The organism is Paractinoplanes rishiriensis (genome assembly GCF_016862375.1).
Classification (GTDB): Bacteria; Actinomycetota; Actinomycetes; order Mycobacteriales; family Micromonosporaceae; genus Actinoplanes; species Actinoplanes rishiriensis.
In genome coordinates, this window is the sequence record NZ_BOMV01000077.1 from 55,750 (window position 1) to 82,473 (window position 26,724).

General features: G+C 68.8%; 21 protein-coding genes and 1 pseudogene. 9 read left to right on the forward strand and 13 right to left on the reverse strand.

All coding sequences use genetic code 11. The features are described from left to right. The first annotated feature begins 21 nt into the window (after positions 1-21). From Ari01nite_RS36240 to Ari01nite_RS36250, 3 genes are read left to right on the forward strand one after another with little or no spacing between them, the layout of a single operon-like run. Positions 22-216, forward strand: coding sequence for a hypothetical protein (locus Ari01nite_RS36240; RefSeq protein WP_203786833.1), 195 nt, complete (start codon positions 22-24; stop codon positions 214-216). Further along, a complete protein-coding gene (locus Ari01nite_RS36245; protein WP_239163308.1) occupies positions 183-2,921 on the forward strand; it encodes a LuxR family transcriptional regulator in 2,739 nt (912 codons plus the stop codon). Before Ari01nite_RS36240 ends, Ari01nite_RS36245 begins: the two co-directional genes overlap by 34 nt. A gap of 57 nt (positions 2,922-2,978) precedes the next feature. Continuing rightward, complete coding sequence (locus Ari01nite_RS36250) at positions 2,979-5,033, forward strand: YhgE/Pip domain-containing protein (RefSeq protein WP_203786835.1); 2,055 nt, start codon at positions 2,979-2,981, stop codon at positions 5,031-5,033. Between the two features lie 878 nt (positions 5,034-5,911). On the opposite strand, the gene Ari01nite_RS36255 is transcribed toward Ari01nite_RS36250, so the two are convergent. Further along, positions 5,912-8,518, reverse strand: coding sequence for a sugar-binding protein (locus Ari01nite_RS36255; RefSeq protein WP_203786837.1), 2,607 nt, complete (start codon positions 8,516-8,518; stop codon positions 5,912-5,914). 134 nt (positions 8,519-8,652) lie between these two features. Here Ari01nite_RS36255 and Ari01nite_RS36260 point away from each other — a divergent pair. Next, positions 8,653-8,949: pseudogene (locus Ari01nite_RS36260) on the forward strand (SAM-dependent methyltransferase); the annotation flags it as partial. Positions 8,950-9,001: 52 nt separating this feature from the next. Here Ari01nite_RS36260 and Ari01nite_RS36265 read toward each other — a convergent pair. Both Ari01nite_RS36265 and Ari01nite_RS36270 read right to left on the reverse strand, forming a co-directional pair. Further along, positions 9,002-9,658 (reverse strand): 2'-5' RNA ligase family protein, encoded by a 657-nt coding sequence (locus Ari01nite_RS36265; RefSeq protein WP_203786841.1) that lies wholly within the window; start codon positions 9,656-9,658, stop codon positions 9,002-9,004. Next, complete coding sequence (locus tag Ari01nite_RS36270) at positions 9,658-11,391, reverse strand: NsdA family TPR-like regulatory protein (protein WP_203786842.1); 1,734 nt, start codon at positions 11,389-11,391, stop codon at positions 9,658-9,660. Before Ari01nite_RS36270 ends, Ari01nite_RS36265 begins: the two co-directional genes overlap by 1 nt. 831 nt (positions 11,392-12,222) lie before the next feature. Between Ari01nite_RS36270 and Ari01nite_RS36275 the strand changes: the two genes are divergently transcribed. After that, a complete protein-coding gene (locus Ari01nite_RS36275; RefSeq protein ID WP_203786844.1) occupies positions 12,223-13,140 on the forward strand; it encodes a replication-relaxation family protein in 918 nt (305 codons plus the stop codon). Between the two features lie 829 nt (positions 13,141-13,969). On the opposite strand, the gene Ari01nite_RS36280 is transcribed toward Ari01nite_RS36275, so the two are convergent. Further along, complete coding sequence (locus tag Ari01nite_RS36280; protein WP_203786846.1) at positions 13,970-15,427, reverse strand: recombinase family protein; 1,458 nt, start codon at positions 15,425-15,427, stop codon at positions 13,970-13,972. A 61-nt stretch (positions 15,428-15,488) separates the two neighbouring features. Between Ari01nite_RS36280 and Ari01nite_RS36285 the strand changes: the two genes are divergently transcribed. Together Ari01nite_RS36285 and Ari01nite_RS36290 are read left to right on the forward strand one after the other, a co-directional pair. Continuing rightward, positions 15,489-15,959 carry an SAM-dependent methyltransferase gene (locus Ari01nite_RS36285; protein WP_203786848.1) on the forward strand — a complete coding sequence of 157 codons (471 nt, stop codon included), beginning with the start codon at positions 15,489-15,491 and terminating at the stop codon, positions 15,957-15,959. A gap of 286 nt (positions 15,960-16,245) precedes the next feature. Next, entirely contained in the window at positions 16,246-16,668 is a 423-nt protein-coding gene (locus Ari01nite_RS36290) for a hypothetical protein (protein ID WP_203786850.1), read from the forward strand. On the opposite strand, the gene Ari01nite_RS36295 is transcribed toward Ari01nite_RS36290, so the two are convergent. The 4 genes from Ari01nite_RS36295 to Ari01nite_RS36310 form a co-directional block, all read right to left on the reverse strand. After that, positions 16,665-17,381 (reverse strand): DUF4386 domain-containing protein, encoded by a 717-nt coding sequence (locus tag Ari01nite_RS36295; RefSeq protein WP_203786851.1) that lies wholly within the window; start codon positions 17,379-17,381, stop codon positions 16,665-16,667. The two genes, Ari01nite_RS36290 and Ari01nite_RS36295, sit on opposite strands and share 4 nt — an antisense overlap. Positions 17,382-17,394: 13 nt before the next feature. Continuing rightward, positions 17,395-17,610: a helix-turn-helix transcriptional regulator gene (locus Ari01nite_RS36300; RefSeq protein ID WP_203786853.1), complete on the reverse strand. Its 216-nt coding sequence runs from the start codon at positions 17,608-17,610 to the stop codon at positions 17,395-17,397. A 2-nt stretch (positions 17,611-17,612) separates the two neighbouring features. Further along, complete coding sequence (locus Ari01nite_RS36305; protein WP_203786855.1) at positions 17,613-18,032, reverse strand: hypothetical protein; 420 nt, start codon at positions 18,030-18,032, stop codon at positions 17,613-17,615. Between the two features lie 142 nt (positions 18,033-18,174). Then, positions 18,175-19,197 (reverse strand): glycoside hydrolase family 11 protein, encoded by a 1,023-nt coding sequence (locus tag Ari01nite_RS36310; protein WP_203786857.1) that lies wholly within the window; start codon positions 19,195-19,197, stop codon positions 18,175-18,177. 388 nt (positions 19,198-19,585) lie between these two features. Between Ari01nite_RS36310 and Ari01nite_RS36315 the strand changes: the two genes are divergently transcribed. Together Ari01nite_RS36315 and Ari01nite_RS36320 are read left to right on the forward strand one after the other, a co-directional pair. Then, entirely contained in the window at positions 19,586-21,409 is a 1,824-nt protein-coding gene (locus tag Ari01nite_RS36315; protein WP_203786859.1) for a glycoside hydrolase family 5 protein, read from the forward strand. Positions 21,410-21,592: 183 nt separating this feature from the next. Continuing rightward, positions 21,593-22,792: an acyl-CoA dehydrogenase family protein gene (locus Ari01nite_RS36320; RefSeq protein ID WP_239163309.1), complete on the forward strand. Its 1,200-nt coding sequence runs from the start codon at positions 21,593-21,595 to the stop codon at positions 22,790-22,792. Here the strand turns inward: Ari01nite_RS36320 and Ari01nite_RS36325 are convergent. From Ari01nite_RS36325 to Ari01nite_RS36345, 5 genes are read right to left on the reverse strand one after another with little or no spacing between them, the layout of a single operon-like run. Further along, a complete protein-coding gene (locus Ari01nite_RS36325) occupies positions 22,782-23,354 on the reverse strand; it encodes a GAF domain-containing protein (protein ID WP_239163310.1) in 573 nt (190 codons plus the stop codon). The two genes, Ari01nite_RS36320 and Ari01nite_RS36325, sit on opposite strands and share 11 nt — an antisense overlap. Further along, positions 23,351-23,926 carry a GTP-binding protein gene (locus Ari01nite_RS36330; protein ID WP_203786861.1) on the reverse strand — a complete coding sequence of 192 codons (576 nt, stop codon included), beginning with the start codon at positions 23,924-23,926 and terminating at the stop codon, positions 23,351-23,353. Before Ari01nite_RS36330 ends, Ari01nite_RS36325 begins: the two co-directional genes overlap by 4 nt. Then, positions 23,904-24,281, reverse strand: coding sequence for a DUF742 domain-containing protein (locus tag Ari01nite_RS36335; protein ID WP_203786863.1), 378 nt, complete (start codon positions 24,279-24,281; stop codon positions 23,904-23,906). The genes Ari01nite_RS36330 and Ari01nite_RS36335 overlap by 23 nt, the downstream gene beginning before the upstream one ends. Next, positions 24,278-24,709, reverse strand: a complete 432-nt coding sequence (locus Ari01nite_RS36340) for a roadblock/LC7 domain-containing protein (protein ID WP_203786865.1) — start codon at positions 24,707-24,709, stop codon at positions 24,278-24,280. Before Ari01nite_RS36340 ends, Ari01nite_RS36335 begins: the two co-directional genes overlap by 4 nt. A gap of 40 nt (positions 24,710-24,749) precedes the next feature. After that, entirely contained in the window at positions 24,750-26,318 is a 1,569-nt protein-coding gene (locus tag Ari01nite_RS36345) for a sensor histidine kinase (protein WP_203786867.1), read from the reverse strand. Between the last annotated feature and the right edge of the window lie 406 nt (positions 26,319-26,724).

Here is a 26,724-nt window from a genome sequence, read left to right on the forward strand (position 1 = left end):
CGGTTGACGAGGAGAAAAGTCATGTTGATGCACGCGGACCTGATGCTGACCCTGGCGAACGACCACCACCGCGAGCTGATCGCCGAGGCCGACCGGCAGCGGCTGCTCACCATCGCGCAGAAGGCGCGGGTGGCCCGGAAACGACCGGCCGCGCGGGGCCGGCCCGCCGGTAACCTGACGTCGTGCGAACCCTCCGCGGCGGTGCCAGCCCGGTGATGATCGGGCGGGAGAGCGAGCTGCGCCGGTTGACGCAGCTCGCTTCGGCGCGTGAGCCGGCGGTCGCGCTCATCGCCGGCGAACCGGGCATCGGCAAGACCCGGCTGGTGCACGAGTTGCTGGCCACCGTGCCGGCCGAGACGGTGGTGCTGGTCGGCCAGGCCGAGCCCGGCTCCCTCGCTCGCCCGTACGAGGTGCTCCTGGACGCCATCGACGGCCGCCCCGAGGTCGACGACGAGCACCTGGCCGCCCTCGCCGACGCGGGGCGCAGCCCGGTCGAGCGCCTGCACGCCGGCCTGGCCCTGCTGGCCGACCTGATCGGCGACGCGCCCGCGGTGATCGTCTTCGAGGACCTGCACTGGGCCGACTCGGAGAGCGCCGCGCTGTTCGAGCGGATCGCCGACCAGCGCGGGCCGCGGCTGCTGATCGGCACGTACCGGCCGGACGAGGTGAGCCGCCGCCGCCCGGTGGCCGGCCTGCTGGCCCGGATGGAACGCCGGCACGCCGTCAGCCACGTGCTGCTGGACCGCCTCACCCCCGCGCAGACCGCGGCGCTGCTGGCCGCGGCGACCGGCTCGCCGGCGCCGCTGCGGGCCGCGACGGCGCTGCACCACCGCACCGGCGGCAACCCGTTCTTCCTGGAGGAACTGCTCCGCGCCCTGCCCGGTTACGACGTGGAGGCGCTGGTCGAGCAGCCGCTGCCGTGGAGCCTCGCGGACGTGCTGCGCCGGCAGGTCGACGACCTCGACCCGGAGAGCCACCGGATCGTCGAGGCGGCCACCGTGCTCGGCCACCGCATCCCGTTCGACCTGCTCGCCGACGTCACCGGCACCGGCGAGGACGCGCTCATCGCGGTGCTGCGCGACCTGGTCACCCGGGGCGTGCTGGTGGAGTCCGGCGAGGACGAGTTCGCGTTCCGGCACGCGCTGGTGCGCGAGGCCATCGCCGACCAGATGCTCGGCCGGCAGCGCCGCCGGCTGCACGAGGCGGCGCTGGACGTGCTGCTGCGCGGCGGTGCCTCCGACCCGGCCATGGTGGCGCACCACGCCCGGGGCGCCGGCCGGTACCCGGACATGATCGCCGCGGCCCGCGGCGGCGCCGCGCTCTACCTCTCGATCGGGTCCGCCTATCAGGCCCTGCAACTGGCCGAGATGGGCCTCGACGAGGTGCCCGACGACACCGGCCTGCTGGCCGCCGCGGCCCGGGCCGCCTGGCTGGCCGGCCTGCTGGACGACGCCCTACGGTACGGCCGGCGCTGGCGCGACCTGGCCGACCTCGCGACCGACCGGGCCGAGTCGCTGTACCTGCTGGTCCGGATCGCCTGGGAGTCCCGGGAGACCGACGAGATGCGCGCCCTCACCCAGCACATCGAGACGCTGATCGCGCAGCTGCCGCCCGGCGAGGGCCAGGCCCGGGCGATGACCGCCATCGCCCAGTCCGCCTACCTGCGCGACGACCTCGACGCCGCGCTGCTCTGGTGCGACCGGGCGCTGGCGCTGGCCGACGAGTTCGACCTGCCGGCGGTCCGGCTGGCCGCCCTGCTGGAGAAGGGCTCGACGCTCAGCGAGCGCCCGCAGCGGGCCGCCGAGGGCCGCGAGCTCCTGTCCGGCCTGGTCGACGACGCGGAAAAGGCGGGGGAGTGGGTGCTGGCCGCCCGCGCCCTGCACTGCCTCGTGCAGGGCGAGCCGCCGGCCTCGCCGGCCGAGCACGCCGAGATCCTGGAACGGATGCGGGTCGATGCCGAGCGGGCCGGCTTCGAGTCGCTCGCGGTGGCCACCTACTTCCAGGGCCGGGCCCGGCTCGCGGTCCGGGCCGGCGACCTGGACGCCGCGATCGCGGCCCTGGAGGAGGGCCGCGAGCAGGACAGCGGCTACCGGCGGGTGGGCCGCTGGGCCGACTACCACGGGGTCTTCCTGGCCGGGCTCTATCTGGAGGCCGGCGAGCTCGACCGGGCCGGGCGGGTCGTCACCGACCTGGCGGCGCTGCCCAACAACCCGCCGTCCACGATTCCCGGCCTCGCCTTCCACCTCGCCTGCCGCCGCGCCGACCTGCCGCGTGCCGAGGCGGCCCTGGACGAGTTCGTGATCGCGCTGTCCGGCCAGCCGTGGCGCAGCAGCGAACAGGCCCACGACCTGATCTCGGCCGCGCTCGAGATCGGCCTGCCGCCGCACCGGCTCGACCAGATGGCCGCCGTGCTGCTCGACGCCGACGTCTGGGACGCCTACCGGACCCTGGTCGAGGCCCAGCTCGCCGAGGCGCGCGGGGAGCACGCCGCGGCGCTGGCCGGTTATCTGGCGGTCGCCGACGCGCACATCTTCGGGCCGGCCACCCGCGGCACCGTCCACGTGGGCGCCGCCCGGTGCCTGCTCGCGGCCGGCCGGAGCGGGGAGGCCGCCGCGCAGACGGCGGCGGCCGTGGCGCTGCTGGACGGGTGGCGGGGCTGGCGGGTGACCCAGCTCGCCCAGATCCGCACCCGGCTGGGCATGGCGCCGGCCGACGCACCGCCCGCCGTCACCGGCCCGGCCGCGCTGACCCCCCGCGAACGGGAGGTGGCGGTGCTGATCAGCGACGGGCTGACCAACACCGAGCTGGCCCGGCGCCTCTACATCTCGCCCAAGACCGCCGCCGTGCACGTTTCGAACATCCTGCGGAAGCTGGGCGTCTCGTCCCGGACCGAAGTTGGCAACCTGGTCGGCCGCAGCTGATCGAGGTTCTCTTCCGATTTGGGCTTATTGGCTCGTTTGCCCCGCTAGGTTGGCGTGGTGACGATCCCCGCGGCGGAACGGTCCAGAAGCGGCCGTTCGCACACCGTGCTGACCGGCCTGCTGGCCGCGTTCCTCATCCTGATGCTCGCATTCTTCGCCTCGTTCACGACCCAGGTGAGCGACGGCGCCAACCAGCTCAGCCAGGGCGCCCGGCTGGCCTCCACCGGAGCGGGCGAGCTCAACGCCGGCGCCGGCCAGGCCCGCGACGGCGCGGCCCAGATTGCCGACGGCGTGGCCCAGCTCAACGACGGCGCGCAGGCGCTGTCCGACGGGCTGACCGCGGCGGCCTCGGGCGCCGGCGAGCTCAACCGGGGCGCCGGCGCGGTGCACGACGGCGCCCGCCAGCTCGCCGACGGCACCGCCGCCGCCTCGGACGGCTCGGCCCAGCTGGCCGCCGGCGTCCGGACGGCACAGGACGGCGCCCGCCAGCTTGCCGACGGCACCGTCCAGCTCGCCGACGGCGCGTCCAAGGTCAGCGACGGCGCCCGCCAGCTGGCCGACGGCTCCAAGGCCCTGCGGGACGGCGCCCGCAGTGCCGCCGACGGTGCGGCCCGCCTGTCCAGCGGCGCGCGCAGCCTGCAGGACGGCGCCACCACGCTGCACCAGGGCACCGGCGAGCTGCAGGCCGGGGTGAAGTCGCTGTACGACGGCACCGGCTCGGCCGCGTTCGGTGCGCAGTCGCTCAAGGCCGGCGCCGACCAGGTGAACGCCGGGATGCAGCAGTTCGGCGCCGGCGTCGACCAGCTGGCCGCCGGACCGGCCGCACCGGCACTCGCGGCCGGCGCCCGCCAGCTGTCCGACGGCATCAACCAGATCATCGCCTCCCCGGACGCCCTGGTGGCCGGCTCCACCCAGCTGGAGCAGGCCTGGACCGCGCAGGTCGCGCCGAACGCCGACGCCTTCGCGGCCGGCGCTTCCGGGCTGGCCGCCGGCAACTCCGGCGCCGTGCAGGCGGCCGGCGACACCGTCACCGCGCTGACCGCCCTCAAGGCGAACGCGGCCGGCCTGAGCCCCGCCCAGCTGGACACCGCGATCACCAACGCGCTGAACCTGGCCACCACCACGAAGACCAACGTCACCGCGGTCTCGACGAACGCGACGACGCTGCACAACTCCTACACCTCCGGGATCAAGCCGGCCCTGAACCAGATCCTGTCCGGCGCCCGGACCTACACGACCGGCGCTGCGGCCTTCAGCAACGGGCTGGTGATGGTGAAGCAGGCCGGCGAGAAGGTGGCCGCCGGGGCCGCGTCCGTGGCCGGCGGCATCAACCAGCTGAAGGCCGGCCTGGACGGCGCCGGGACACCGGCCCAGCCCGGGCTCAAGGCCGGAGTGGCCGGGCTGGCGGCGGGTGCCGGGCAGCTGGCCGCCGGTTCGGAGCAGCTGAAGTACGGCGCCAAGCAGGTCTACGGCGGTGTCGCTCAGGTCAGCAACGGCACTGGGGCACTTGCCGCCGGCGCCGGCCAGGTCGGGGACGGCGCGGCCCAGCTGGCCGCCGGCAACGGCCTGCTGAACGCCGGGGCCACCAAGCTCAGCGCGGGTGCCGAGCAGCTCGCCGACAAGACTCCCGAGCTGGCCGGCGGCGCCGGCCAGGTGGCCGACGGCGCCCAGGCGCTCTCCTCCGGCCTGGGCAAACTGCACAGCGGTGCCTCCGAGCTGTCGGCCGGCAACGCCAAGCTGGCCGACGGCGCGGCGCAGCTCTCCGACGGCACCGGCCGGCTGGCCGACGGCAGCGGCTCGCTGAACGCCGGCCTCTTCAAGCTCGACGACGGCGCCCGGTCACTGAGCGCCGGCACCACGAAGCTCGAGACCGGCACCGCGGAGCTGGCCAGCGGCACCGCCCAGCTGGCCGACGGCACCAACCAGCTGGCCGGCGGCAGCGGCAAGATCTCCGAGGGCGCCACCACCATGATGGAGCGCACCTCCGCGGTCACCCCGCGCGAGATCGTCACCTCGCCGTTCGTCCTGGCGGTCATCGTCCCGGTGGTACTGCTGATCATCCCGCTGATGCTGCTGATCGGCGCCCGGCGCTCCGCCCGCCAGGACGACTAGGCCGGACAGTTCCGGGTCCGAGGTCGCGCGCCACGGGTAGACCTTGTCGCGGCACCCCGAGAGGGTTCGAGCGGCGGCGGCAAGGCTGCCCTTGATCATGTCGAGTTGGGGTTCGCTCGACTTTTGCCATTATCCGTTATGCGCGTTTCATGACTGCTTGTTGGCCATACTCCTGAGCGGCATACCTGATCCCAGCCATGGTCCCGGCAACCGAATACCGAGACAGCCGCGGCCGCCGTCCTGGCAAGTGGACGATCGCCACCAATCGAAACACCAGCGGGAACAAAAGCCGCGAAGCCGCCTTTAATTTCGCGTCGCAGGTGGACCTTGTGGAGTTCCTGTTCGCCCGGAACAGGAACTTTCCAAGATTGCGACTCGGAGCCACCATCGCCTGGCGACGGCGGGGCAGCCGTGCGCGCTGGCGACCCGTTAGGCGTGCCCAACGAAATGGCGAGCGGTTCGCGGTAGACGCCAGATCGACAAGATCTGGCCGTGCAGACCGCAAAACCATGCGTTTTGAGGCATTGGCCGGTTACGTTCCGGTGGAGATGTCGGATCGTGAGAGCGTTCGGTCAGCTGCTGGGACGACGATCACTATCCGGGACGAGCTCTCAGGGTGTGGATGGGCAGACCGGCGCGAGGTAGCCGGCGTCGCTCGATGGGTGGATTGACACTGAGGCAGTGCTGATCCCTGCAGAGGTCTCGACTGGAACGCGAACCTTTCAAGATCGCGACGCGGGCCACCATCGCCCGACGGGGGCGGGGTAGCTGTGCGTGCCGGCGACCCGTCAAGGGTGCGCACCCGGAATGGCGAAACTCGAGCCCGGTCCGGCCGCGGTGGCGAGAGCGGAGTCGCGCCGGCCGCGGCCGAAAGCGTGCTAGCCGCGGACCCCGACGGCGTCGACCACCAACGTTCCGGTGAGCACCTCCAGGGTGACCGTGTGCCGGCCCCGAGGGAGGCCGCGGACGTCGAAGGTCTGCTGGAAGTTGGTGGCGGTGCGGGTCGGCTGGTCGGCGGCGACCAGTTCGCCGTCCACCCGCACGTTGACCCGCGCGCTGCCGTCGTTGGGGCCGGCGAAGTCCAGGCCGGTGCCGGTGAAGGTGTGCGCGATCGTGGCGCCGGGGCCCTGGCTGGTGGACGCGGTCCGGTGGTATTCGAACATGCCCCGGCCGTTGGTGTGCCGCCAGCCGCCGCCGTAGACCAGGCCGGTCCCGTTCATCTGCAGGTTGTCGAGGAACTCGGCGTAGTAGGGGCGGTGGCCCGGGACGCGCTCGATTCGCAGGTTGTCGAACCGGGTGTGGTGGAAGCCGCTGGCCACGTCGACCCGGCCGGACAGGAACGGCACCTCGTCGGTCCACGAGAAGACCTGGCTGCCGTCCACGAAGCCGGTCACCTGGTTGCCGGTCACCCGCAGCGCCAGCCGGTGCCACGCGGTCGCGTCGAACTCCGCCAGCGTGCCGCTGACGATCGTGGTGCCGGTGCGCCGCAACTGCCAGGTGCCGTCCGAGCCGAGCCAGATCGCGTACGGGGTGCCGGCCAGGCCGTGCGAGTTGCCGCCGCCGGTCGAGCGGGCACCGAGGGCCGCGTAGTTGTCGGCGGCCGGGGCGCGTTCGAACCGCACGTCGACGCGGGCCTGGTAGTCGGTCCAGCGCAGGTCGCCGACGCCGGTGATCGGGTCGGCGTTGTTCCAGGCCCGGCCGACCCCGGTGCTGGCCCGGTCGATCTGCTGGCGCAGCACGTAGTTGCCGTCCTCGGCGCGGAACGCTTCGAACGCGCCGTTGCGGTCCCAGGTGTAGAGCGGGTCGGCACCGGTGACGCCGCCGCGGGTGTCGACGAAACCCTTCCGCCGGGGAGTCACCACGCCGCCCGGCCCGATCACCGGCACGGTCTTGCCGCGGTAGTCGAAACCGTCGGCCCACAGCACGCCGCGCGCCGGGTCGGCGTCCAGCACCGGGCGCTTGCCCTCGACCGGCAGCGGTGCCGTCCAGGCCGGGTCCCGGGTGACGTCCAGGGAGGTGACGCTGACGACGGCGTACGGCTTGACCTTGATGGTGTAAGTGCCGTCCGGGCCGGCGGTGATGTTGCCGATGTGCCGCTTGTAGTTGGCGTCGAAGGGCTGTCCGGGATCGGCGGCGCGGGTCTCCCAGGCGGCGAGCTTCGGGTTCGGCTTCAACCGGAAACCGGTCGGGGTGATCCGGTACGTCCGCGGGTACTCGGAGTCGTTGACGATCACCGTGGAGAAGGCGGTCGCGTCCGGTGCCGCCATGGTCAGGTAGTTGGGCAGGCCGTTGCGGCCGACGATCGGGTTGGTGCCGGTGGCGGTCGACGTGCTGGCCTGCGGGATGACCCGCCAGATGCCGGCGGTGCCGTCGCTGTTCTCCCAGCCGGTGGTGGCAAAGCTTGAAAAATGCTGGAGTACGGCGAGGCCGGCGTCGTAATGCATCCAGCCGGACCACGGGTCGCGCGCCGAGACGAGTTCCTTGAACGCGTACTGGCCGCCCTCGTAGAACGAGCCGATCGCGGGCTGGTAGACGAAATGCGTCCGGCGCGACTTCACGAAGCCCTTGACCACGGTGTTGGCCATTTCGAGCGCGCTGCCGGCGCCGCCGATGCCGGTGCCCGGGACGGTCGGGTCGGGCGTGTTGTTGTTGGGCCGGTACCGCGAGTTGCTGAAGGTGGCCTGCGCCTCGCTGTTCCAGACCTCCTCGTCGAACTCCTCGGCGAGCCGGGTGAAGTTGCCGCCGCTGTCGTCGTCGGTGTTGTAGTGGTAGCCGGCCGCGGCCACGGCGTCGCGCAGATCGGCGTCGGCCACCATCGCGGGCCCGAAGCTGCCGATGCCGGCCTCGTCCGAGATGACCACCTTGATCCGGTTGTACCGCGCGGCCTCACCGGGCCGGAACCCGTCGGCGTCGGTGCGCACCAGGCTCGCGTACTGCTTGGTCCAGGCGAGGTCGGCGGCGGCTTCGTTCACGCCCGGGTTGACGTAGTCGACCATGTAGCCGTACGTGCGGTAGGCCGCCAGGATCGTGTCCTTGTACCACTTGTAGATCTTGTCGTTCGTGTTCGCCCAGACCGGCGCGTTCCACCGCAGGATGCTGACCTTGAGATCCGGGTTGAGCTTCTTGGCGTCCGCGGCCAGCTGGAACCCCGGCGCCCGCGCCACGTTGGCCGGCTCGGTCTCGGTGCGCATCGTGGCCGGGTCGGGCCCGGTCGAGTTGTTCCGGTCGTTCCCCATCTCGATCTTGACGTGCGTCATGATCGGGTGCCGGCCGCCGAACAGGATCCGCAGCAGCCGCGCGTAGCTGTCCGGGTGCTGCGCCTTGTAGTCCAGCAGCACGGCGCTGGTGCTGTTTGCGCTGAGCACGCCGAAGCCCTTGAAGGTGAGCCCGTTGCGATTGTCCGCGGCGATGTCGGCGGCGTTCACCGCGACGTCGACGGTCTCCTCCGGGGCAGCCGCGGCCGCCGGATGGGCGGGCCCGATCAACCCCGCCAGAAGAAGACAAACAGCAATTGCAGACGTACGCCGGCGACTCATCACCGGCGCAACTTATCTTTCGGGTACGACACTTCGGCACTCATCGATCAGACCCGATCACAACGGTTCACAACCGTGCGAGGATGTCCGGCGTGGACACTCCGCAGACCGCGCGCATCTGGAACTACTGGCTGGGCGGCACGGACAACTTCGAGGTCGACCGCCAGGTGGGCGACCAGATCCGGGCGGCTTTCCCGCAGATCGTCGACAACGCCCGGGCGTCCCGCGCGTTCCTGGTGCGCAGCGTCCGCTACGTGACCGCCGAGGCCGGCATCCGCCAGTTCCTCGACGTGGGCACCGGCCTGCCCACCGCCGACAACACCCACGAGGTGGCCCAGCGCACAGCTCCGGAGTCGAGAATCGTCTACGTCGACAACGACCATAGCAAGTTGGGTTGTGGACACGCGGCAAACCCCGGACCCGCCCAATTCTCTAGCTTGAGAAAGTGACTTGCGAGATGGTTTTCCAATGATAAGAGCGTGTCCGGCGTTCGAGTAGCACAAGGGACGCTTTACTCATGGTGACCACGACCGGCCTCATGGGACCAAGAGACCGGATCGCCTCGATCGTCTCAGTTGTCGACACCCCGTCGGAATTGCAGTACGCGATGGCAATATGGGCATCGAATTCGGGACCCCTGGTCGGCGCAGCGCGATTGACGGACAACGTGGCGTTCCGCAGCCGGTCGCGGATGTCGCGTACTGCGTTGTCTGGATGCACGTCGAATCCGATCGCGCCAGGGGTTCCGCTTACCGATTGTATTTCAATCGAGAAAGGGGTCAACCTTTTACATTCGCGTTGAGCGGCAACTCGAACTGTCTCAATCATGTGAGAGTCTGCCGCGTCTTCAAATGCCACCCTGTCGAGGGTTATATGAAGGCTATGAAGTGGCACGAGATCATAGTAAGGAAATTGTATGGCTTTCTGGTAGCGTGCGGCCAAGGTTTTCAGGTCATTGGACGTCTCAAAAGTCAAATACCAGTAGAATGAGCGTGGTCCGATGGGTCGGTTCCAGTGGTTAGCCAAGTGGGTAATGGCCTGAAAGCGGTCCCACCCGCCATTACTTCGGGTCTGGCCGCGCTCAGCCATCAGCGTTCATTAGCGCTTGCAGCCGCTTCGCGGACTGTAGCAATCTGCTGGCAATGTCCCCACTTGTCGGTGGCATCATTTATAAAGTCCTGAATCCGCTGCCGAACTGAAATGATGGGCCGTTGTCGAGAAATAGTGAGCGCTCCGACGGCGAGGTCGGCGGCGCGATCCAAGTCTGGATCTGCCGATCGGATAAGAGATGAGGCGAGGTCGATTGTTACGAGAGATCGACTCCAAGGTGAACCCGACTTACTAATCTCAGGCAAGGCCAACTGGACAAATTCCTTGACCTTCTCGGCTGCGCCGAGGGATAGGTAAGCAGTGGCGGCGTTGCTTGCCGTTTGGGCGGCACTGTAACAATCGAGAGCAATGCTCGACGGGATGCCGTTCGGCACGTCATTTCGGGCCAGCAAATCATAGGCGCTCTCCACGGCACGGTGTACCCCATCCACGTCCCCGAGTTTACCCATTGCTCTAGCTGCACCATTAATGGTGAGTCGGACGCTTTGCGGGCCAGACTGCGCATAAGTGAGGCCATCTACGGCGAGACGTAGAGCCTCACTATAGTCCTTCGCATAGTACTCGCAGAAACTTTGCATACCGCGAACCCATGATTGAAGGTTGTCATCCTGCGCGAACTCGGCCATCGCAAAGGCTTCAAGACAGTATGCGCGAGCAAGGGGAAAGTTGCCTCGTCCCACCGCGACATATCCCAGAATGCCGGAGGTTACCGACCCCATGTTGAACAGCTGTTGTTGTTGTGTCGGGCGTCGACACTCACCGAGAAGAGTAGATATCCAAGTTCGTTGTTTCCGTAATTGCGAACGCAGGCTTCCGTGTTCTATGGCCTCGTACTCGGTCAAGATGAAGCGAATGTTCATTCGCAGGTTGTCAAGAACGGTAGGGCTTACGCCTCGCGAGAGTGCGTCAACTCGTTGCAGAACGTCGATCAGATCCTCGTCGACGCTGTGTTCGGGCTGCTCGGCAGGCGTCTTTTCGACTCCGTTGGAGCTTTCCAGTTCCGGCCGTGTTTGCTGGTTCGTTGCCGTATCGCTTCGCCGATGACGTTTTGGGGTGAAGCCGAGTTCGGCGTCGGTCGCCGCTTTGAGGACGTGGCGGAAGGCGGCGCGATAGTTGGCTGAGGGCCACCAGTATCTTCCGGCCTCGTAGCCGAGTACGAAGCGGTGATCGAGGATGGTTGGTTGCGGGGATTTCTTGTCTTTCTGGTGTTCGGCCCAGAGGAAGTTGTTCATTTCGTCTGCGACGTCTTGCGGCGTCATCGGTTGCCCGTTGGGCATGGTGCGACGTTCGCGGGCGGCGATCAGTTGGTGGTTCTTTCGTCGTGGTTCCGCCGTGTCGGCTGGTTCTGCCGTGCCGGGTGGCGGGGGCGTGTGGTCGGGGTTGGGTCTGCGGGTGATGGTCGGGCCGTGTCGGCTGGGGTGTCTGCGTTCGGCGGTGAGGCCGATGTCGGTGGGGTCGGCGACGTTGAGCCGGGCGCAGAGGGCGTTGAGGCGTTCGGGGCACATGCCGCCGCCGATGCGGCCTTGTTCGATTCTGCCGATGTAGTTCTCGTCCATCGGTGCGTGCTGGCAGTTGCGCATGGCGGGGTCGCGGTTGGCGTCCTGGGCCAGCCGGGCGCGTGACAGGCTCAGCCGTCTGCGGGCCTGCCAGAACTGCCTGTTCGGCTCCGGTTCGGTTCTCGGCATCGTCGCCCCCGGGTCGTGGTCCGACACGATCGGGTTCTAGTGTTCCATGCCCGCTGATCAGGGTTGGTGTGCCGGGTCCGGGCAGCTGGTGTCCTGTGTGGATCTTGCGAACACTCACCCCCGGAAGTGTTCGTCATCTGCGAAACCCCGGTATTGGGGTTGATCGTGCGATGGTGTACGGGCTTCGCTGGTGGGCGTATCCCGTGTGGCCGGTCGCCTGGTCCGCTGGGATCCGTGCCTAGGCAGCCTTAAGTGTGCAAGCGGGTTCGCGGGTCTGAGGACAAGTAGGCGGCTGGTTGGCATCGGGCGGCTCCGGTGATCGGGCGGACCCCGAATCAGGTACCCACACCGGTGAGTTGAGCCCCGGTGTCCGGCACACGCCGCGATACACGCACCACCCGTACCGGTGACAGCCGGTGCGGAGGGCGCGTGTGCGCGTGTGTCGGCGCCCTTGCTCCTCGCGGCCCATATCCCGTACCACGACCGGCACCACCCGTGCGTTCCGCGCGCGGGCAGGGTGTTGGCCGGGGTGTCGGTGCCGGGCTGTTGCCCTTGTTGCCTGATGCCTTGGGGAGTCTTTGTGATGATCGCGGATCGTGTCTGTCTGCGGCAGGTTCTCGCTGTCCTGCCGGGTGTTTGCGCTGTCCTGCCGGGTGTCCCGGCAGGGGTACGGGTGGGTGTCCTGCTTGATCGGGACCCCCAAACGGACGGGCTGGCTGGTCTGACAGCCCAGCTCACCGCTGCTGTGTCAGAGATGGCTGGTGCTGCGACTGATCCCGTCCTGGGGATCCCCTATGGGGTGTATGCAGATATCTGCGGCCGGCCGCCGGCCGCCCTGCCCTCGGGTGGTGGCCGGTGGTGAGGGAGCCGATCCTGCGGGTGCAGTCCGGGCTGACCGGCCGGGACCTGGTGCTGTTGGGTTGGCTGGCCGATCACGGGGTGCTGACCACCGAGCAGATCTCTGCCGCTCTGTTCCCGTCGGTCAACTTCACCCAACGTCGTCTGCGTGTACTGCGCGAGCAGCGGGAAGTGATCGACCGGTTCCGGCCGCAACGCGCTGACGGCGGCTCGTTTCCGTATCACTGGCTGCTGACCCAGCTCGGCGCGGACACCATCGCCATGCAACGCGACGAGCCGGTACCGCGCCGGGACCTGGCGCGGGCGCGGCGCTGGCAGTTGACCAACCGGGCCAATCTGCCTCACCTGTTGGGTGTCAACGGGTTCTTCACCGCCCTGGCCGCTCACGCCCGCACCCATCCCGGCGCGCACCTGGTCCGCTGGTGGTCGGCGGCCCGCTGCCAGCAACTCGGCGCCTTCGCCGACCCCACCGGCCCGGTCGACGGGACTGTGCTGGCCTACCGGATGACGGTGCGCCCGGACGGGCACGGCGTCTTCACCGAAGACGGCCGGTCGACCGCGTTCTTCCTGGAGTACGACACCGGCACGGAGACCCTGGCCCGGCTGGTCGACAAGGTCGGCGGGTACCGGCAACTCGCCCGGGTCACTGGCAACGTGTGGCCGGTGTTGTTCTGGCTGCCCACCGCCGCCCGGGAACGGCACCTGCACGCCGCGCTGACCGAGGCCCGGGTCGGCTACCCCGTCGCGACCGCCGTGCACGGCCGTCCCGGCGGCCGTCTGACGCCTGCCAGCGGCCCGCCAGCCGTCCCGGACGGCCCGGCCGGTCAGGTGTGGTGGCTGCACCGCCACAACGGCCCCACGCTGCCCCTGGCCGCCCTGGGCGCGGCTGTCGCCGCGGACCTGCGGGAGGCGGCATGACCGTGACGCGCCGGGCACGCCTGACAGCGTCTGACCGGGCCGGGCTGCCAGGCCGCCCCGACCGGCAGGCGGGCGGGAGCCGCGCACCACCCAACACCAACCGCTGAGCTGCCCTGTCAGCAGCTTCACCACCGTCAGCAGAACCGAACTGGCGCCACCCAACAGGACCTAACCCCGGCGGTTGACCTGGAGGCTCCTTCGGCGGTTCTGCCGTGCGGGACCTTCCGGGACAGGCTCCGGCCGGTTACCGGCTGACAGCCCAGTTCAACCCGGCTGACACCCCGCTACCCACGGCGGGGGGACACATACGTATGTGACGGCATGCGGTGACAATTTTCCGCCCTTCACGGGCGGGGTGAACCGGGAACGGTATTGCGTTCCCCGCACGCCACGACCCACCAGAAGTATTTCGAATCATCGAATGGAGGCGAGAGCCATGGAGTGGAACAACGCGCGACCCGCGTCCCACCACTGTGGAGGAACATGGCCAAAAGCCAGACACCCAACCCGCGCCGTCGCCGGATAACCGACCGGGGACCGGCCACCGCGCCCGCCGAGACCGGAACACCGGCCCGGCGACGCCGGAACGCCGGTGACCGGCGGACAGCCATCGACGCCCGTACCCAGCAGGCGGCAGAGGATTCACCGCCGTCTACCGTGATCGTCCACCCTTCCGATTTCAGGCTCCCTAACGTGCTCAGGCACATCGAGGCCGGAAAAATTGTGCTCGTCATTTCGCAACACAGCAGCCCCGAACATTCCGTCTAGCGGCAACAAAAGGGACGCTCGTCCGGTGACCTGCCGGGCGAGCCTCTGCCGTTACGGGTGCCTACCGCCGGAAACACAAGCCGTTGCCGAGGTCGACAATCCCGATCGTGTCCGCCGGGCCGTTGTGGCCTGCGCTCCCGATGGCGATTCCCCACCGTCCGCCATGCTCGGCGAGAACCATTCCCCAGGACGCTTTGACTGCGCGGGCCATTCCACGCTTGACAGTGTCATCACCGGCATTCCACATCTCGGCTACCGTCTGCCCCGTGGGGGCGTAGTCGAAGCGGTCGGCAACGATCACGAATCCCTCAATGCGCGCCTTGACCGCCTTGCGTTCCGCCACCAGCGAATCCAGCTCGTCATCATCCTCAGTGGCCGACAACCGGGCCTGAATCTTACGCAGCCCCGCCTGCAACTCGTCCAACTCGTGCGCGTTCCCTGCCACCCGCTGAAACGCGAGAATGTCTGTCGTGTCGTTGGCGAACATGCCGGTAATGACGTCGATAACCGGCTGCGCGTCGATACCCTTGAACTCGCCGCACGCCAAACGCTGCTTCATGTGACCACCGCAACGCAGCTTCAGCGTACGCGGCCTCGGTACACGCGGCTTACCCGTACGCGAATCCTTCGCCGGTGTCATGCCAGCGCGAAGGAACAGCTTCCCTCCGCAACCAGGACAATCGAGAATACCGGAAACCCAGTTCGCCGGACTCGCGACCGGCCGGCCGCCCTTGTTCACGCGACTATCACTCATATTCGCGTCCAACACTTTATTCGCTCGCCACCACAACGCGGAATCAACGACCGGCTCAACCTCGTGCGCCCACGTCTCCGTGTGACCCCCATACGTATAGGAACACTCGACAACCCCCGTGTGATTCGCCGAGAAACGGATCACGGCCTTGATCGAGTTCGGGTAAAGGTCGTAGGCCCGCGCCACACTCAACAGCGAATCACCGCGCGCGACACGATCGTATATATCCACAACGGCGACACGGTCTCGACACCACGCCTGCTTCGCGTGCCGGACACCCTTCGTCACCCAAAACGCGGGCAGCGGCCCATGAAACGCTTTGTTGTCACGGATCATCATGATCCCGCGATACGTCTCACGCTTGACTGTCTTCGACTTCTCAGCATTCGCGTGCTGCGCCACCAGCGTCACAATACGGCCCGCGAAATCAGTCCGCCCGAACTGCGGCTCACCGACCGACACGATATCGCCGCCAGCAGACCGGATAGCCAGCAAAATCTCAGCCTGAGCATCCAAATCCTCCCGCCGGTCAAGGCGAGACGACTCCGTGACAAACAAGGTCGAATAATCGCCCCGCGCAATATCAGCGATCACCTCACGCAACGCCGGTTCCTGCGTCCCATGACTCGCCGAGTAACCATGAAGCCGGAACCACTTCACGATCGTGACACCACGCTCAGCAGCATCCGCCTCGATCACCTTGACCTGAGACGCCTCCTCCTGACTACCAGTGCTGACCCGCACAAACCCCGCGCCGAGTGCCACACGTAGCTCCCTTCAGGAAACAACCACGTGTGCACACTACCCGACAACCATTGACCCGCTGGTGCTGACCCAGGCGAGGGCGCTGCTGACGAGCACCCCGACGGGCGCCACCCAGTACCTGCACGCCGACGGCCGCGACGCCGGTGCGGTGCTCTCCGAGGCCGCCCACACCCTCGACTTCCACCGCCCGATCGCCCTGATCATGTCGGGAATCCTGGGCCACATAACCGACGACACCGAGGCCCTGACCATGGTGCGCGCCTACCTGGCAGCGTTGGCGCCGGGCAGCTACTTCATCGCCCTGGACGGTTCCCACAGCCTCGAACACGGCGCGGCCGAAAAAATCTGGAACGAACAGGCAAATCCGCCGTACGTGCTGCGCAGCCCCGCCGCGTTCGCCGCCTTCTTCGAGGGCCTCGACCTGGTAGAGCCGGGCGTGACGTCGGCGCCGCTGTGGCACCCCACCGACCCCGACCCCCAGCACCTCGACGTGGTCTGCGGAGTGGCCCGCAAACCGGCCGGGGCGTGGTGATGCCACGTCCGGGGCTTGCCACCTTGCGGACCACCGGCACCGGGATCGTGTCGGCCAGCCAGGACAGCCGGGTGGTGGCGTCGGCAATCGCGGGGCGATGAAGGTGTGGATGCAGGATCGATGAATGGCAGGAGGGAGCCTGGGGCCGGCTGACAGGGCGTTGGCCGGGAATGGGGTAACCATCATGAGGATTCGCCGGGCTCTTACCGCGGTGGGGCTTGTTGTTGCCGGCATTCTGACCAGCGGTGGGCCGGCCCATGCGGGGCCGTTCGACGATGTGTCGATCATGACTGATCGGCTGGAGGACAACAACGCGGACGGGCGGTGGACGATCTGGAGCACCGGTAACGGGCGCGGTGGATGGCAGGCCGGCGTCGGCTTCGTCTTCCACAACCAGGAGACAGGGTGGACCGAAATAGGGCGCGACGTCACCATCACACCGCTCGACGGGTCGCACACCTGCCGGGCGTACATCGATCTGTTTGGGTTGGGTAACGGGCGGCAGGTCATCGCCCGGGTCGAGGTGATCGACCCGACGACCTGGCAGTACCTGGCCCAGGACGGGGGCGGGGTGGCCACCGTGCCGATCCAGCATTTCACGCCGGAATGGTCGAACGGGCCGCGCACCGTGCGGTTCCGGGTGTCGCTGTACGGGAACGGGGACCAGACGCTCTGGATCGACAACATGTTCATCTCCTGCGAGTACTAGTCGGCGCGGGCGCCGTGTGCTGTGACACGGCGCCTACCCGGCCGCGCCCCGCCCGGTGTCCGTGGGCGCACGCCGCGGACGAGCAGGTAGCCGACTATCCAGAATTCGCCGATGGAGGCGGGATATGCCAGTGCCTCGGCGATGACCTCCACCTCCGGGGCCAGGTATCTGAGGAACGCGCTGAGTACGTACCCGATACCGCCGCCGACCAGGAGCCAGCCCAGGGCGCGCGGCATCCAGCCCGATCGCAGGACGCACCAGCCCATCGGGATCAGCCACAGGCCGAAGAACAGTGCCCCCACGCCCCAGAGGTTCTCGCTGAGCAGGTACAGGACCTGGACGTTGGTCGCGGCGTCGCCGAACGGGTTGACCGCCACCCCGAGCGCGGTGGCCATCGCGGCCGCGCTCATCAGGCCGACGATCGCGTTGATCAGGCCGAAGGCGGCGATGCCGGCGGCGGCGAAGGAGTCCACGGTACGGAACAGGCGGTAGAACCACACGGCGGCGAAGGTCTGCGTGACGACCATGCCCAGTTCCAGGGCGACGCCGGCGCGGGCGAGTGACTCGTGGTTTGCCAGGTTGGCCAGCGTCGCGGCCGGGTCGTCGGCGACGAAGAGCTGCGGGCGGACGATGAGAAAGCCGAGTACGCCGGTGAGAGCGACACCGAGGTAGAACAGCCCGGTCAGGCGCGCGTTGCGGGTCAGCGCGTGCATGGTGACTCCTTTCTCAGTCGGAATATCCGAAGACGTCGTCGAGGGGCACCCGGAACACCCGCGCGATCTGGAATGCCATCTCCAGCGTCGGCGAGTAGCGCCCCTGTTCGATCGCGATGATGGTCTGGCGGGTCACTCCGATGTGGTCGGCCAGTTCCGCCTGGGTCATCTCCCCGTGGGCGAAGCGCAGCGCCCGGATCGAATTGGTGACCCTGGTCGGTTTGCCCACGGTTACCAGCCTCGCCGGTACGCGACGATCTTCACCGCCGCCGAGGCCAGCGCGGCCAGGACGAACGCAAGATAGAGCGCATGAGCGATCCAGAAGTGCTCGGCGTCCGCCATCGTCAGGATCAGCGGCACGGTCGCGGCGATGCTCATGACGTAGAACCCGACGTACTCACCCCGGCGGTTGATCTCCCGGTCGCGCTCGTCGGTCCGGTCGGCGTCCTTGGGCGAGACCACCGCGGCCACAATGGACAGGACGATGCCCGCGCCGATCCCGACGCCGATCGCGGTGAGCATCGGCCGCACGTAGTCGATCGTCGTCACGTCGGCACCGGCCACCTTGGACAGGGTGATCGCGAAATATGCGAACGGGACGACGAAGCCGACCAGGGCGGAGATCCAGGTGCGTTTCTCCTCGGAGGACATGTCCGCTCCTCATGTAAAAGAAACTTGACACGATGAAGGTAAAGCAAACCAGACACGGCGTCAAGAATCCTTAACATCACGCGTGCGAAAGCGGCGCGGCGGCCCAGAGGGCCACCGCGCCACAGTTAGTTGGCGAAGAGGGTCAGCCGGTGCGGCAGGTGACCGTCGGCCAGTTCCAGTTGCCGTTGGCCATGATGGTGAGGCCGAAGTTGTTACCGCTGCCGTTCGGCCGGGCGGTGACGGTTCCGCTGGTGCCGGTCAGCGCGGCGCTCCAGCTGTTCTGGACGGTCTGGCCGCCGCCGAGGCCGAGGCTCACCACCCAGCTGTTGGTGCCGCTGACCGCGACGTTGAGGTTGAACCTGTCGCCGAACCGCTCGCCGGCGGACAGCGTCGCGGTGCAGTTGCCGGGTTGCTGCGTCGGGCCGGTGGTCGGGTTCTGGGTGGGCGTGCCGCTGCCACCCTCCCGGACCGTGATGTCCGAGCTGCCGGCGCTCTGGTAACCCTCGGTCGCCATCACCTGGTAGCTGTGGTTGGTGCCGAGCTGCAGGCCGGCCCGGGCCCAGGCGTCGAAGTGGTTGGCCACCGTGATGGTGCCGGAGCTGCGCTTCTGCTGCCGCACGCTCCAGAACTGGTAGAACGTGGCGGTGCCGTCGATCGAGGGCTGGTTGACCCGCTGGCTGCGCAGGATGTCGTACGTGCCGCCGTCGGTGGTGACCGTGCCCATCCGGGTGGCGCCGCTGCTCGGGTTGTAGCTGCCGAAGTTCTCCACGACGTAGTACTCGATGAGCGGGCTGCGCGTCCATCCGTACAGGGCAAGATAGGTGTTGTTGCTGCCCGGGTTGTAGGTGCCCGAATAGGTGACCGTGCGGCGGGTGCCGGTGGCCCAGCCCTTGCCGCCGACCCAGTTGTTGGTGCTTCGGTCCCAGCTGCTGGAGTACCGGCCGTCGGCGCGCAGCGTCATGCTCGCGTTGCCGCTGTCTTTCCAGAACGAGAAGTAGTAACCGTTGTGCGTGCCGGTGGCGTTTGCGGTGAGGGTCCGGTCGGCCTCGGCGAACGCGTTGGGTGCGGCGAAAACCGTGGCGCCGGCGGCAAGCGCCACGGCGCACGCGGCGCCGAGGAACAGCCGCAGGCGGCGGCGCCTCGGTTTGGTGGGGACGTCGTTCATTACTTGCTTCCTCCTCGTGACAGCTGGTGGGGGCCAGCTTTCCCGCGTGGTGGTGGTGGTGAGCCGATGGTGCGTGGAATCGATCGCCATTGATTCCCGTGCGTGGGACGGTATTGCGTCGGTCGGTGACTGTCAACAACTTCCAGAAACATTCCGGAAACCGAGATGATCGCTATGGTTGAGCTGGATACCCTGTGAGCTGCATGAATGCGTTTTCGTTGCGGTCATTCGGGGAATGTTCCCGGTGTGGGTGGGCGGAAGGCGTCCGAAGTTTTGGGCGTCATGGCCGAAAGTTTCGGAGTATGCGAGGGCACTGCGGGGGAGGAATGAGGGCCGATTCGGCCGCGGCGGGCTGCCGGATGCGTCGCCGGATTTCGATAATGGGCCGATGGGGCGTCTGATGGTGGCGGTGCTGCTGCTCACGGCCGGCGTGCAGGTGCCCGCGGCGCCGGCCGCGGATTTGTGGACCGGCCCGCTGAGCACGCGCGGGCGATACGTCGTCGATGCCACCGGCGAGCGCTTCAAGCTCAAGTCCGGCAACTGGCACGGCGCCAGCGGCACCTGGACCGGAGAGGGCGACACCCACCACGCCGGGGAGAACGCCAACCGGATACCGCTGGGTCTCGACCGGGCATCGATCACCGAGGTCGCCGCGAGCTTCGCGGAGCTGGGTCTCAACAGCGTACGGCTGCCGTTCTCGAACGAGATGATCCGGGACGCCCAGCCGGTCCCCGACGAGGCGGTGGCCGCCAACCCGCAACTGCGCGGCCGTACTCCCCTCGAGATCTACGACGCCGTGGTCGCCGGGCTGACCGCCGCCGGCCTCGCGGTGATCCTCAACAACCACACCGGGTCCACGCGCTGGTGCTGCGGCGTCGACGGCAACGAGCGCTGGAACAGCGGCCGCACCACCGACCAGTGGGCGGCCGACTGGCTGGCGATGGCCGCGCGCTACCGCGACAACCCGCGCGTGGTCGGCGCCGACCTCTACAACGAGGTGCGCCGGGACGTGTGGGACGACCCGAACTGGGGCCTGGGCGACGAGCACGACTGGTTCGCCGCCGCGCAGGCCGTCGGCGACCGGATCCTGACCGACGCCAACCCGAACCTGCTGATCATCGTCGAGGGCATCAACTGGTACGGCATCCCGGTCGACGGTTTCCCGCACGGCCGCCCGGCGCTGCGGCCGGTCGCCCAGCTGTCGCACACCCTGAGCACCTCCGGCAAGCTGGTCTATTCGGCGCACTTCTACGACTACACCGGCTCCCGGCACAGCGGAGCCAGCGGGGTCGGCGAGACGAGTGATCCGCGCTACCGCGACCTGAGCCGCGACGAGTTGTTCGCGACGCTCTACGACGAGGCGTTCTATGTCGCCGACCAGCCCGGCAGACACTTCACCGCGCCGGTGTGGATCAGCGAGTTCGGCGTCGGCGGCAACGGCACCGGCCAGGCGGCCCGCGACTGGTTCGGCAACTTCGTCGACTACCTGATTCAGCGGGACGCCGACTTCGCGTACTGGCCGATGGTCGGCTGGGCGGAGGCGCGCGGCACCAACGGGTGGGCGTTGCTGCACTGGGACCGGGCGGGCAACCGCAGCACGGTCGGCGACGGCGGCGACTGGCGCGCGGCCGACTGGAACCGGCTGGTCGCCGCGTCCGGCCGGACCGGGGTGGTCGAGCCGGTAACGCGGTATTCGATGCTCAGCCCGGACCACGGCGACTTCGTCGCGTCCCGCCGGGCCCGGGCCGCCGATGACTGGGCGCCCGGTTCCCGCAAGGCAGTCTGCCCGGACGGTCAACGCCTGGCGGGACTGGCGCACACCGGTAACCGCGGCCTGTGCGTGGACGGCCTGCCGGTGACATCGGCCGCCTACCGAGCGGTGATCGACGAGCGGCACGTGACGTCCGGTGATTGGGCATCCGGCTACACCAAGTTCCAGTGCCCGGCGGGTGACTTCCTGATCGGGTACGCCGTCCGCGGCGCGGCGCTGTCGAGCGTGCTGTGCGCGACCGCGGCGGGGAGCCTGGGCACCGCCGGCCGGGCGGTGTGGTTCGACCGCGGCGACAATCGGCCGGCCGACTCCTCGGGTGGCGACTTTGCGACGGGCCGCTACAAGGGTCAGTGCGCGCCGGACGAGTATGCCGCCGGGATCGCGTTCACCAGGAGAATCGGCTCGGCGGGCAGTCCGGCGGCGCTCCTCTGCCGACGATAAAGATGCGATAAGTCCGTTTCGGGTTTTTTCGAGAAGGTCCAATCTACTTCGAAAGCTGCTTAATAATCTTCGAAGTAGGTGTACTCAGTGGACAGAACCGAATACGGACGGTCACCGCCAACGTCGCTGGACCGTCTCCGAGCCGATGTCGAGGCCACAAGCCACCGTCGCAAGGAGTTGGTCGTGGACGCGTACTTCATGTCTGAACGTCATGAAGAGTTGCGCCGGGAGGTACGGGCTTTCGCTGAGACGGAGGTGCGGCTGCGCCTCGACGAGATGGAGTCGTCCCGGATCGTCCAGCAGGAGTTGTCCCGGCTGATCGCCCGGCAGGGCTGGATCGGGGTCACCGTCGGCCGCGAGTACGGCGGCATGGGTCTCGGGCATCTCGCCAAGACCATCATCATCGAGGAACTGTCCCGGGTGAGCGGCGCGATGGGCGCCATGGTGCAGGCCTCCCAGCTGGGCGTCGCCAAGATCATCCACTTCGGCGACGAGCGGCAGAAGGCGACCTGGCTGCCCGCCGTCGCGCAGGGCGACTGCCTGCCGACCATCGCGGTGACCGAGGAGGGATCCGGCGGGCACGTGCTCGGCATGGCCGCCACCGCGGTCCGCGACGGCGACGACTACATCCTCAACGGGCGTAAGGTCTTCGTCGGCAACAGCCACGTCGGTGACGTGCACGGCGTGGTGGTGCGCACCGGCGCCGGGTCGGCCGGCCTGTCCGCGTTCCTGGTCGAGTCGGACCGGCCGGGCTTCTCGCTCGGCGAGTACCAGCCGGCGATGGGACTGCACGGCTTCAGCTTCGGCGAACTGATCTTCCGCAACTGCCGGGTGCCGGCCGCCAACCGGCTCGGCGCCGAGGGCGACGGCCTGGCGGTCGCCTATTCGTCGAGCATCCTGTACGGGCGGCCCAACCTCACCGCGGTCTCGCTCGGCATCCACCGGGCGCTGGTCGAGGAGACCACCAGTTACGCGGCCGGCCGCAGCCGGTACGGCAGCCCGCTGGCCGACCTGCTCCCGATCAAGCTGAAGATCGGTCAGATGCAGTCCCGGCTGATGACCGCCCGGCTCGCCGCCTACCACGCCGTCCACCTGCTCGACCGGGGCAAGCCCTGCGACGCCGAACTGATGAACGCCAAGCTGATCAATGTCGAGTACGCCCTCGACTCGGCGCGCAACGCCATGGAGGTGCACGGCGCCTGCGGCCTCTATCTGGACCGCCCGGTGGAGCGTTTTCTCCGCGACGCGCACCACATCTTCGCCCCGGCCGGCACCTCCGACGTGCAACTCCTGCGGCTCGCCGAGGTGGCGCTGGGCACCGCCAAGGGGCAGTGGTCGCAACAGCTCGCGCCGCGGGTCAGCACGCCGCTGGTCAGCTCCTGAAACCCTCCCGGGCGTGTATCTGCGCGATCAGTTCGGCAGCCAGGGATTTGATCGTCTCCAGGCCGGGGCGGCCCCACGGGCGCGGTTCGATGTCGACCACGCAGATCGTGCCCAGCGCCGTGCCGGTCCGGTCGATCAGCGGTGCACCCAGGTAGGACCGGATGCCGATCTCGTCGACCACCGGGTTGCCGGCGAACCGCGGGTAGTCGCAGACGTCGTCCAGGACCAGGGCCTTGCGGCGCACCACGACGTGCGGGCAGTAGCCGTGGTCGCGGTCCATCACCCGGCCGGGCTGGGCCTCCGGCGGGGTGCCGGGCGGCGGCGGCGCGGTGTGCAGGCCGGCGAAGTACTGCCGGTTCTCGCTGATGAAGTTCACCATCGCGTACGGCGCGCCGGTGACCTCGCTCAGCTTGCGGGCGAAATCGTCGAACTCCGGCACGGGCTGATCGCCGAGGCCGAGTTCGTGCAGGCGGCGCATGCGGCTGCCCACCTCCGGGTCGACCGGGGTGAGCGGATGGTGGCCGGAGAAGTCGTAGATCATGCCGGGCTCCGTTTCGGTCATCGGCGGGATCGGGAGTCGATGAGGTGTCTGATCAGGCTGACGAGCACGCCGGTGGCGGACCGCGGATCCCGGGCGTCGCACAGCAGTACCGGAATGTCGGGTTTGAGGTCGAGGGCGCTGCGGACGTCGGCGGGCTCGTACCGGAACGCGCGGTCGAACTCGTTGACCGCCACCAGGAACTCGACGCCGCGGGACTCGAAGAAGTCGACCGCCGGGAAGCAGTCCTCGAGCCGGCGGGTGTCGGCCAGCACGACCGCGCCCATCGCGCCGTGCGACAGCTCGTCCCACATGAACCAGAAGCGTTCCTGCCCGGGCGTGCCGAACAGGTAGAGGACGTGCTGCTTGCTGATGGTGATCCGGCCGAAGTCCATCGCGACCGTCGTGGTCGCCTTCTTTTCGATGCCGGTGAGGTTGTCGGTGCCGACGCTCGCGGTGGTGAGCAGTTCCTCGGTACGCAGCGGTTCGATCTCGCTGACCGCGCCCACGAACGTGGTTTTGCCGACGCCGAAACCGCCCGCGATCAGCAGCTTGAGCGCGCTCGGGAACATGTCAGAGACGTCGTTGTAGGGCATTGAGGATGTTCTCCAGTACAACCGGGTTGGCGGAGTCGGCCATCGGGTCGGGCGAACGGGTGTCCACCACGCCCCAGTCGACGAGGTCGGAGAGCAGGATCTTGGTTACCACCGCGGGGAGCTTCAGCCGGGCCGCGACCTCGGCCACCGTGGTGACGTTGCCGCACAGCCCCAGCGCCTGGGCGTGTTCCGGGCCGAGGTGACCGCGCGGGATGCGACCGGTCGCGATCACCATGGACAGGAGCTCCATGCGCCTGGTCGGTTCGGTCCGGCCGCTGCTGACCGTGTACGGCCGGACCAGTCGTCCCGCGTCGTCGTCGAACCAGTGCTCGTCGTCGGCGCCGGCCACACTCATCGTCCGTGCAGGCCCGGAAACTCCGCCTCACGCCGCGTTGGTGTGGACAGGTACGGCCGCACACTCTTGACCAGCTGGGCCATCTCGTAGCCGAGGACACCCGGGTCGGCGTCCTTGCCGGCCAGCACCGCGAGCACCGCACCGGAGCCGGCCGCCGAGACGAACAGCAGCGACTGGTCGAGCTCGGCGACCACCTGCCGGACCCCGTCGGACGCGCCGAACTTGGAGCCGGCGCTGCGGGCCAGCGAGAACAACCCGGAGGCGATCGCGGCCAGGTGGTCGGCGCCGTCGTCGTCGAGGCCGTGCGCGGCCTTGCGGAGCCCGTCGGACGACAGCAACAGGGCGCTCCGGGTGTCCGGAACCCGGTCGACCAGCCCGGACAGCAGCCAGGCAAGGTCGGTTGAGGTGCGTGCATCGGTGGTCGACATGTGAGCCGAACCCTTCTGTCGGTGCGGGGGGAGGGAAAGGTCAGGCAAGACGGTCAGGACCGGCCGGGTCGGCCTCGGCCTGGGAGACGCCGCTCATGAACGACGCCATCAACCCCGGTGTGGAATCGCCGGTCGGCTCATTGGCCGGCTGTGGGCCGAGCTGGAGCTGCGGGGCCATGTGGGTCTGGCTGCGGCGGCGCGGGAGGGGTGGCCGTGCCGCCGCCGGTGCCGCCGCCGGCAGCTGGTGCGGCGCCTGCTGGTGTGCCGCCTGCTGGTGTGCCGCCTGCTGGAGCGCCGGTTGCTGGTGCGGCTGCTCGGCGGGCGCGAGGTGCCGGGCCGCGGAGGAGTTGGACCAGGCCGGCTGCCGGGGCATCTCGGCGGTGTGGTCGTCCAGCGTCCGCGGCCGGCCGGGGCTGACCGGCGCGCTGGCCACCGCGGCGACGGCGCTCACCGTAACGGCCGGCGCGGGCTCGGCGCCCAGCAACGCCTCCGGCAGGATGACGACCGCCTGCGTACCGCCATAGATGTTGGTTTGCAGTTGCACCACGATGCCGTGCTGGCGGGCGATCATCGAGACCACGAAGAGCCCGATCCGCCCGTCGCGCAGCAGGTCGTCGAGGTTGAAGTGCTCGGGGTTGGCGAGCAGCTGGTTGACCCGCTCCTGATCGACCCGCTGCATGCCGAGACCGCGGTCCTCGACCTCGATCGCGACGCCCGCCGCCACCTGCTGGGCCCGGAGCAGCACCTGGGTGTGCGGGGGCGCGAACATGGTCGCGTTCTCGATCAGCTCGGCGATCAGGTGGATGATGCTGGCCACCGCGTGCCCCGGCAGCGTGCCCTCGATCGGCGGCACGAGCTTGACCCGGGAGTACTGCTCGACCTCGGCGGTCGCCGAGCGCAGCACCTCGGTGAGCGCGACCGGCCGGCTCCACTGCCGCCGGGACACCGAGCCGCCGAGCACCGCCAGGTTTTCCGCGTGCCGCCGGATGCGGGTCGCCAGGTGGTCGACCTGGAACAGGCCCTTGAGCAGATCGGGGTCCTCGACCTCGTTCTCCAGGGCGTCGAGCAGCTTGATCTCGCGGTGCACCAGCGACTGCAGCCGCCGGGACAGGTTGACGAAGATCTCCACCTGCTTGCCGGGCGTGTACGCAGTGGACGACGCGGCCGCCGGCGCTGGCCGGGCCTCGGCCTGGCGCAGCTGCTCGGTGAGCCGGTCGACGCTGGCCCGCGCCTCGGCGAGCTGGGACCGTGCGGTGTCCAGTTCGGACCGGGTGCCGGCGGAGCGGGCGTCGGTGGGCCGGGTGTCGATGGACCGGGTGCCGGTGGGCCGGGTGTCGGCGGCCGGGCTCGGGAAGCCGAACGACTGGCCGCGGTGATGCCGGATCTGCCCGACGGCGTACAGCGCCGAGGCGAGAACGGTGACGATGCCGGCCAGGCTGAGCACCACGAGCCCGGGATAGACGTCGTCCAGGGCGAGCACCCACGCCGCGGTGGCGAACAGCCCGGCGGCGACCGCGGCCGGGACGGCTATCGACCAGGTCAGCTGGCCGGGCAGCGAGCGCGCGAACCGCTGGTCCGCTTGCTCGTAAGAGGAAGATGTATCGGGCATGAGCATCCTTGCGCGGGCTGGACAAGTGTGGTGATGCGGCAATGTCCGGTGTGGAGGCGCACCCACTCTAGTGGGCCGGTCGCTCTTGTCCAGCACGAGAAATCCGGCCGGGTATCAAACCGGCGTTGTGGTCCGCTTCGATGCATCAAACAGGGGTCCGCGGGCGACGGCGTGCCACCCCCGGGCGGTGGTCACCGACCAGGACTTTCGCCGCCGCCCCGGCCGCCGGAGGGGCGCCGTTGGGGGCCCGGCCGCGCTAGATCGGTGCTCATCGATCGATTGAAGTTAGGGGATTAGGGGATTTCCCGGCGCCGAAAATTAGGGACCTTTACCGTGCATTAACGTCCTCGAGTCGTATTGCCGACTCGGCGGGCCGGCGTTGCGGCGATCCACGGCCCGGGAGAAA

Excerpts from the sequence above, each read along its gene's own strand:
- Ari01nite_RS36290 (WP_203786850.1), top strand. The coding sequence starts at position 16,246 with ATGACTGATCGGCTGGAGGACAACAACGCGGACGGGCGGTGGACGATC.
- Ari01nite_RS36345 (WP_203786867.1), bottom strand. The coding sequence starts at position 26,318 with ATGCCCGATACATCTTCCTCTTACGAGCAAGCGGACCAGCGGTTCGCG.
- Ari01nite_RS36325 (WP_239163310.1), bottom strand. The coding sequence starts at position 23,354 with ATGACCGAAACGGAGCCCGGCATGATCTACGACTTCTCCGGCCACCAT.
- Ari01nite_RS36310 (WP_203786857.1), bottom strand. The coding sequence starts at position 19,197 with ATGAACGACGTCCCCACCAAACCGAGGCGCCGCCGCCTGCGGCTGTTC.
- Ari01nite_RS36315 (WP_203786859.1), top strand. The coding sequence starts at position 19,586 with ATGGGGCGTCTGATGGTGGCGGTGCTGCTGCTCACGGCCGGCGTGCAG.
- Ari01nite_RS36295 (WP_203786851.1), bottom strand. The coding sequence starts at position 17,381 with ATGCACGCGCTGACCCGCAACGCGCGCCTGACCGGGCTGTTCTACCTC.
- Ari01nite_RS36330 (WP_203786861.1), bottom strand. The coding sequence starts at position 23,926 with ATGCCCTACAACGACGTCTCTGACATGTTCCCGAGCGCGCTCAAGCTG.
- Ari01nite_RS36335 (WP_203786863.1), bottom strand. The coding sequence starts at position 24,281 with ATGAGTGTGGCCGGCGCCGACGACGAGCACTGGTTCGACGACGACGCG.
- Ari01nite_RS36305 (WP_203786855.1), bottom strand. The coding sequence starts at position 18,032 with ATGTCCTCCGAGGAGAAACGCACCTGGATCTCCGCCCTGGTCGGCTTC.
- Ari01nite_RS36240 (WP_203786833.1), top strand. The coding sequence starts at position 22 with ATGTTGATGCACGCGGACCTGATGCTGACCCTGGCGAACGACCACCAC.
- Ari01nite_RS36265 (WP_203786841.1), bottom strand. The coding sequence starts at position 9,658 with ATGGCTGAGCGCGGCCAGACCCGAAGTAATGGCGGGTGGGACCGCTTT.
- Ari01nite_RS36340 (WP_203786865.1), bottom strand. The coding sequence starts at position 24,709 with ATGTCGACCACCGATGCACGCACCTCAACCGACCTTGCCTGGCTGCTG.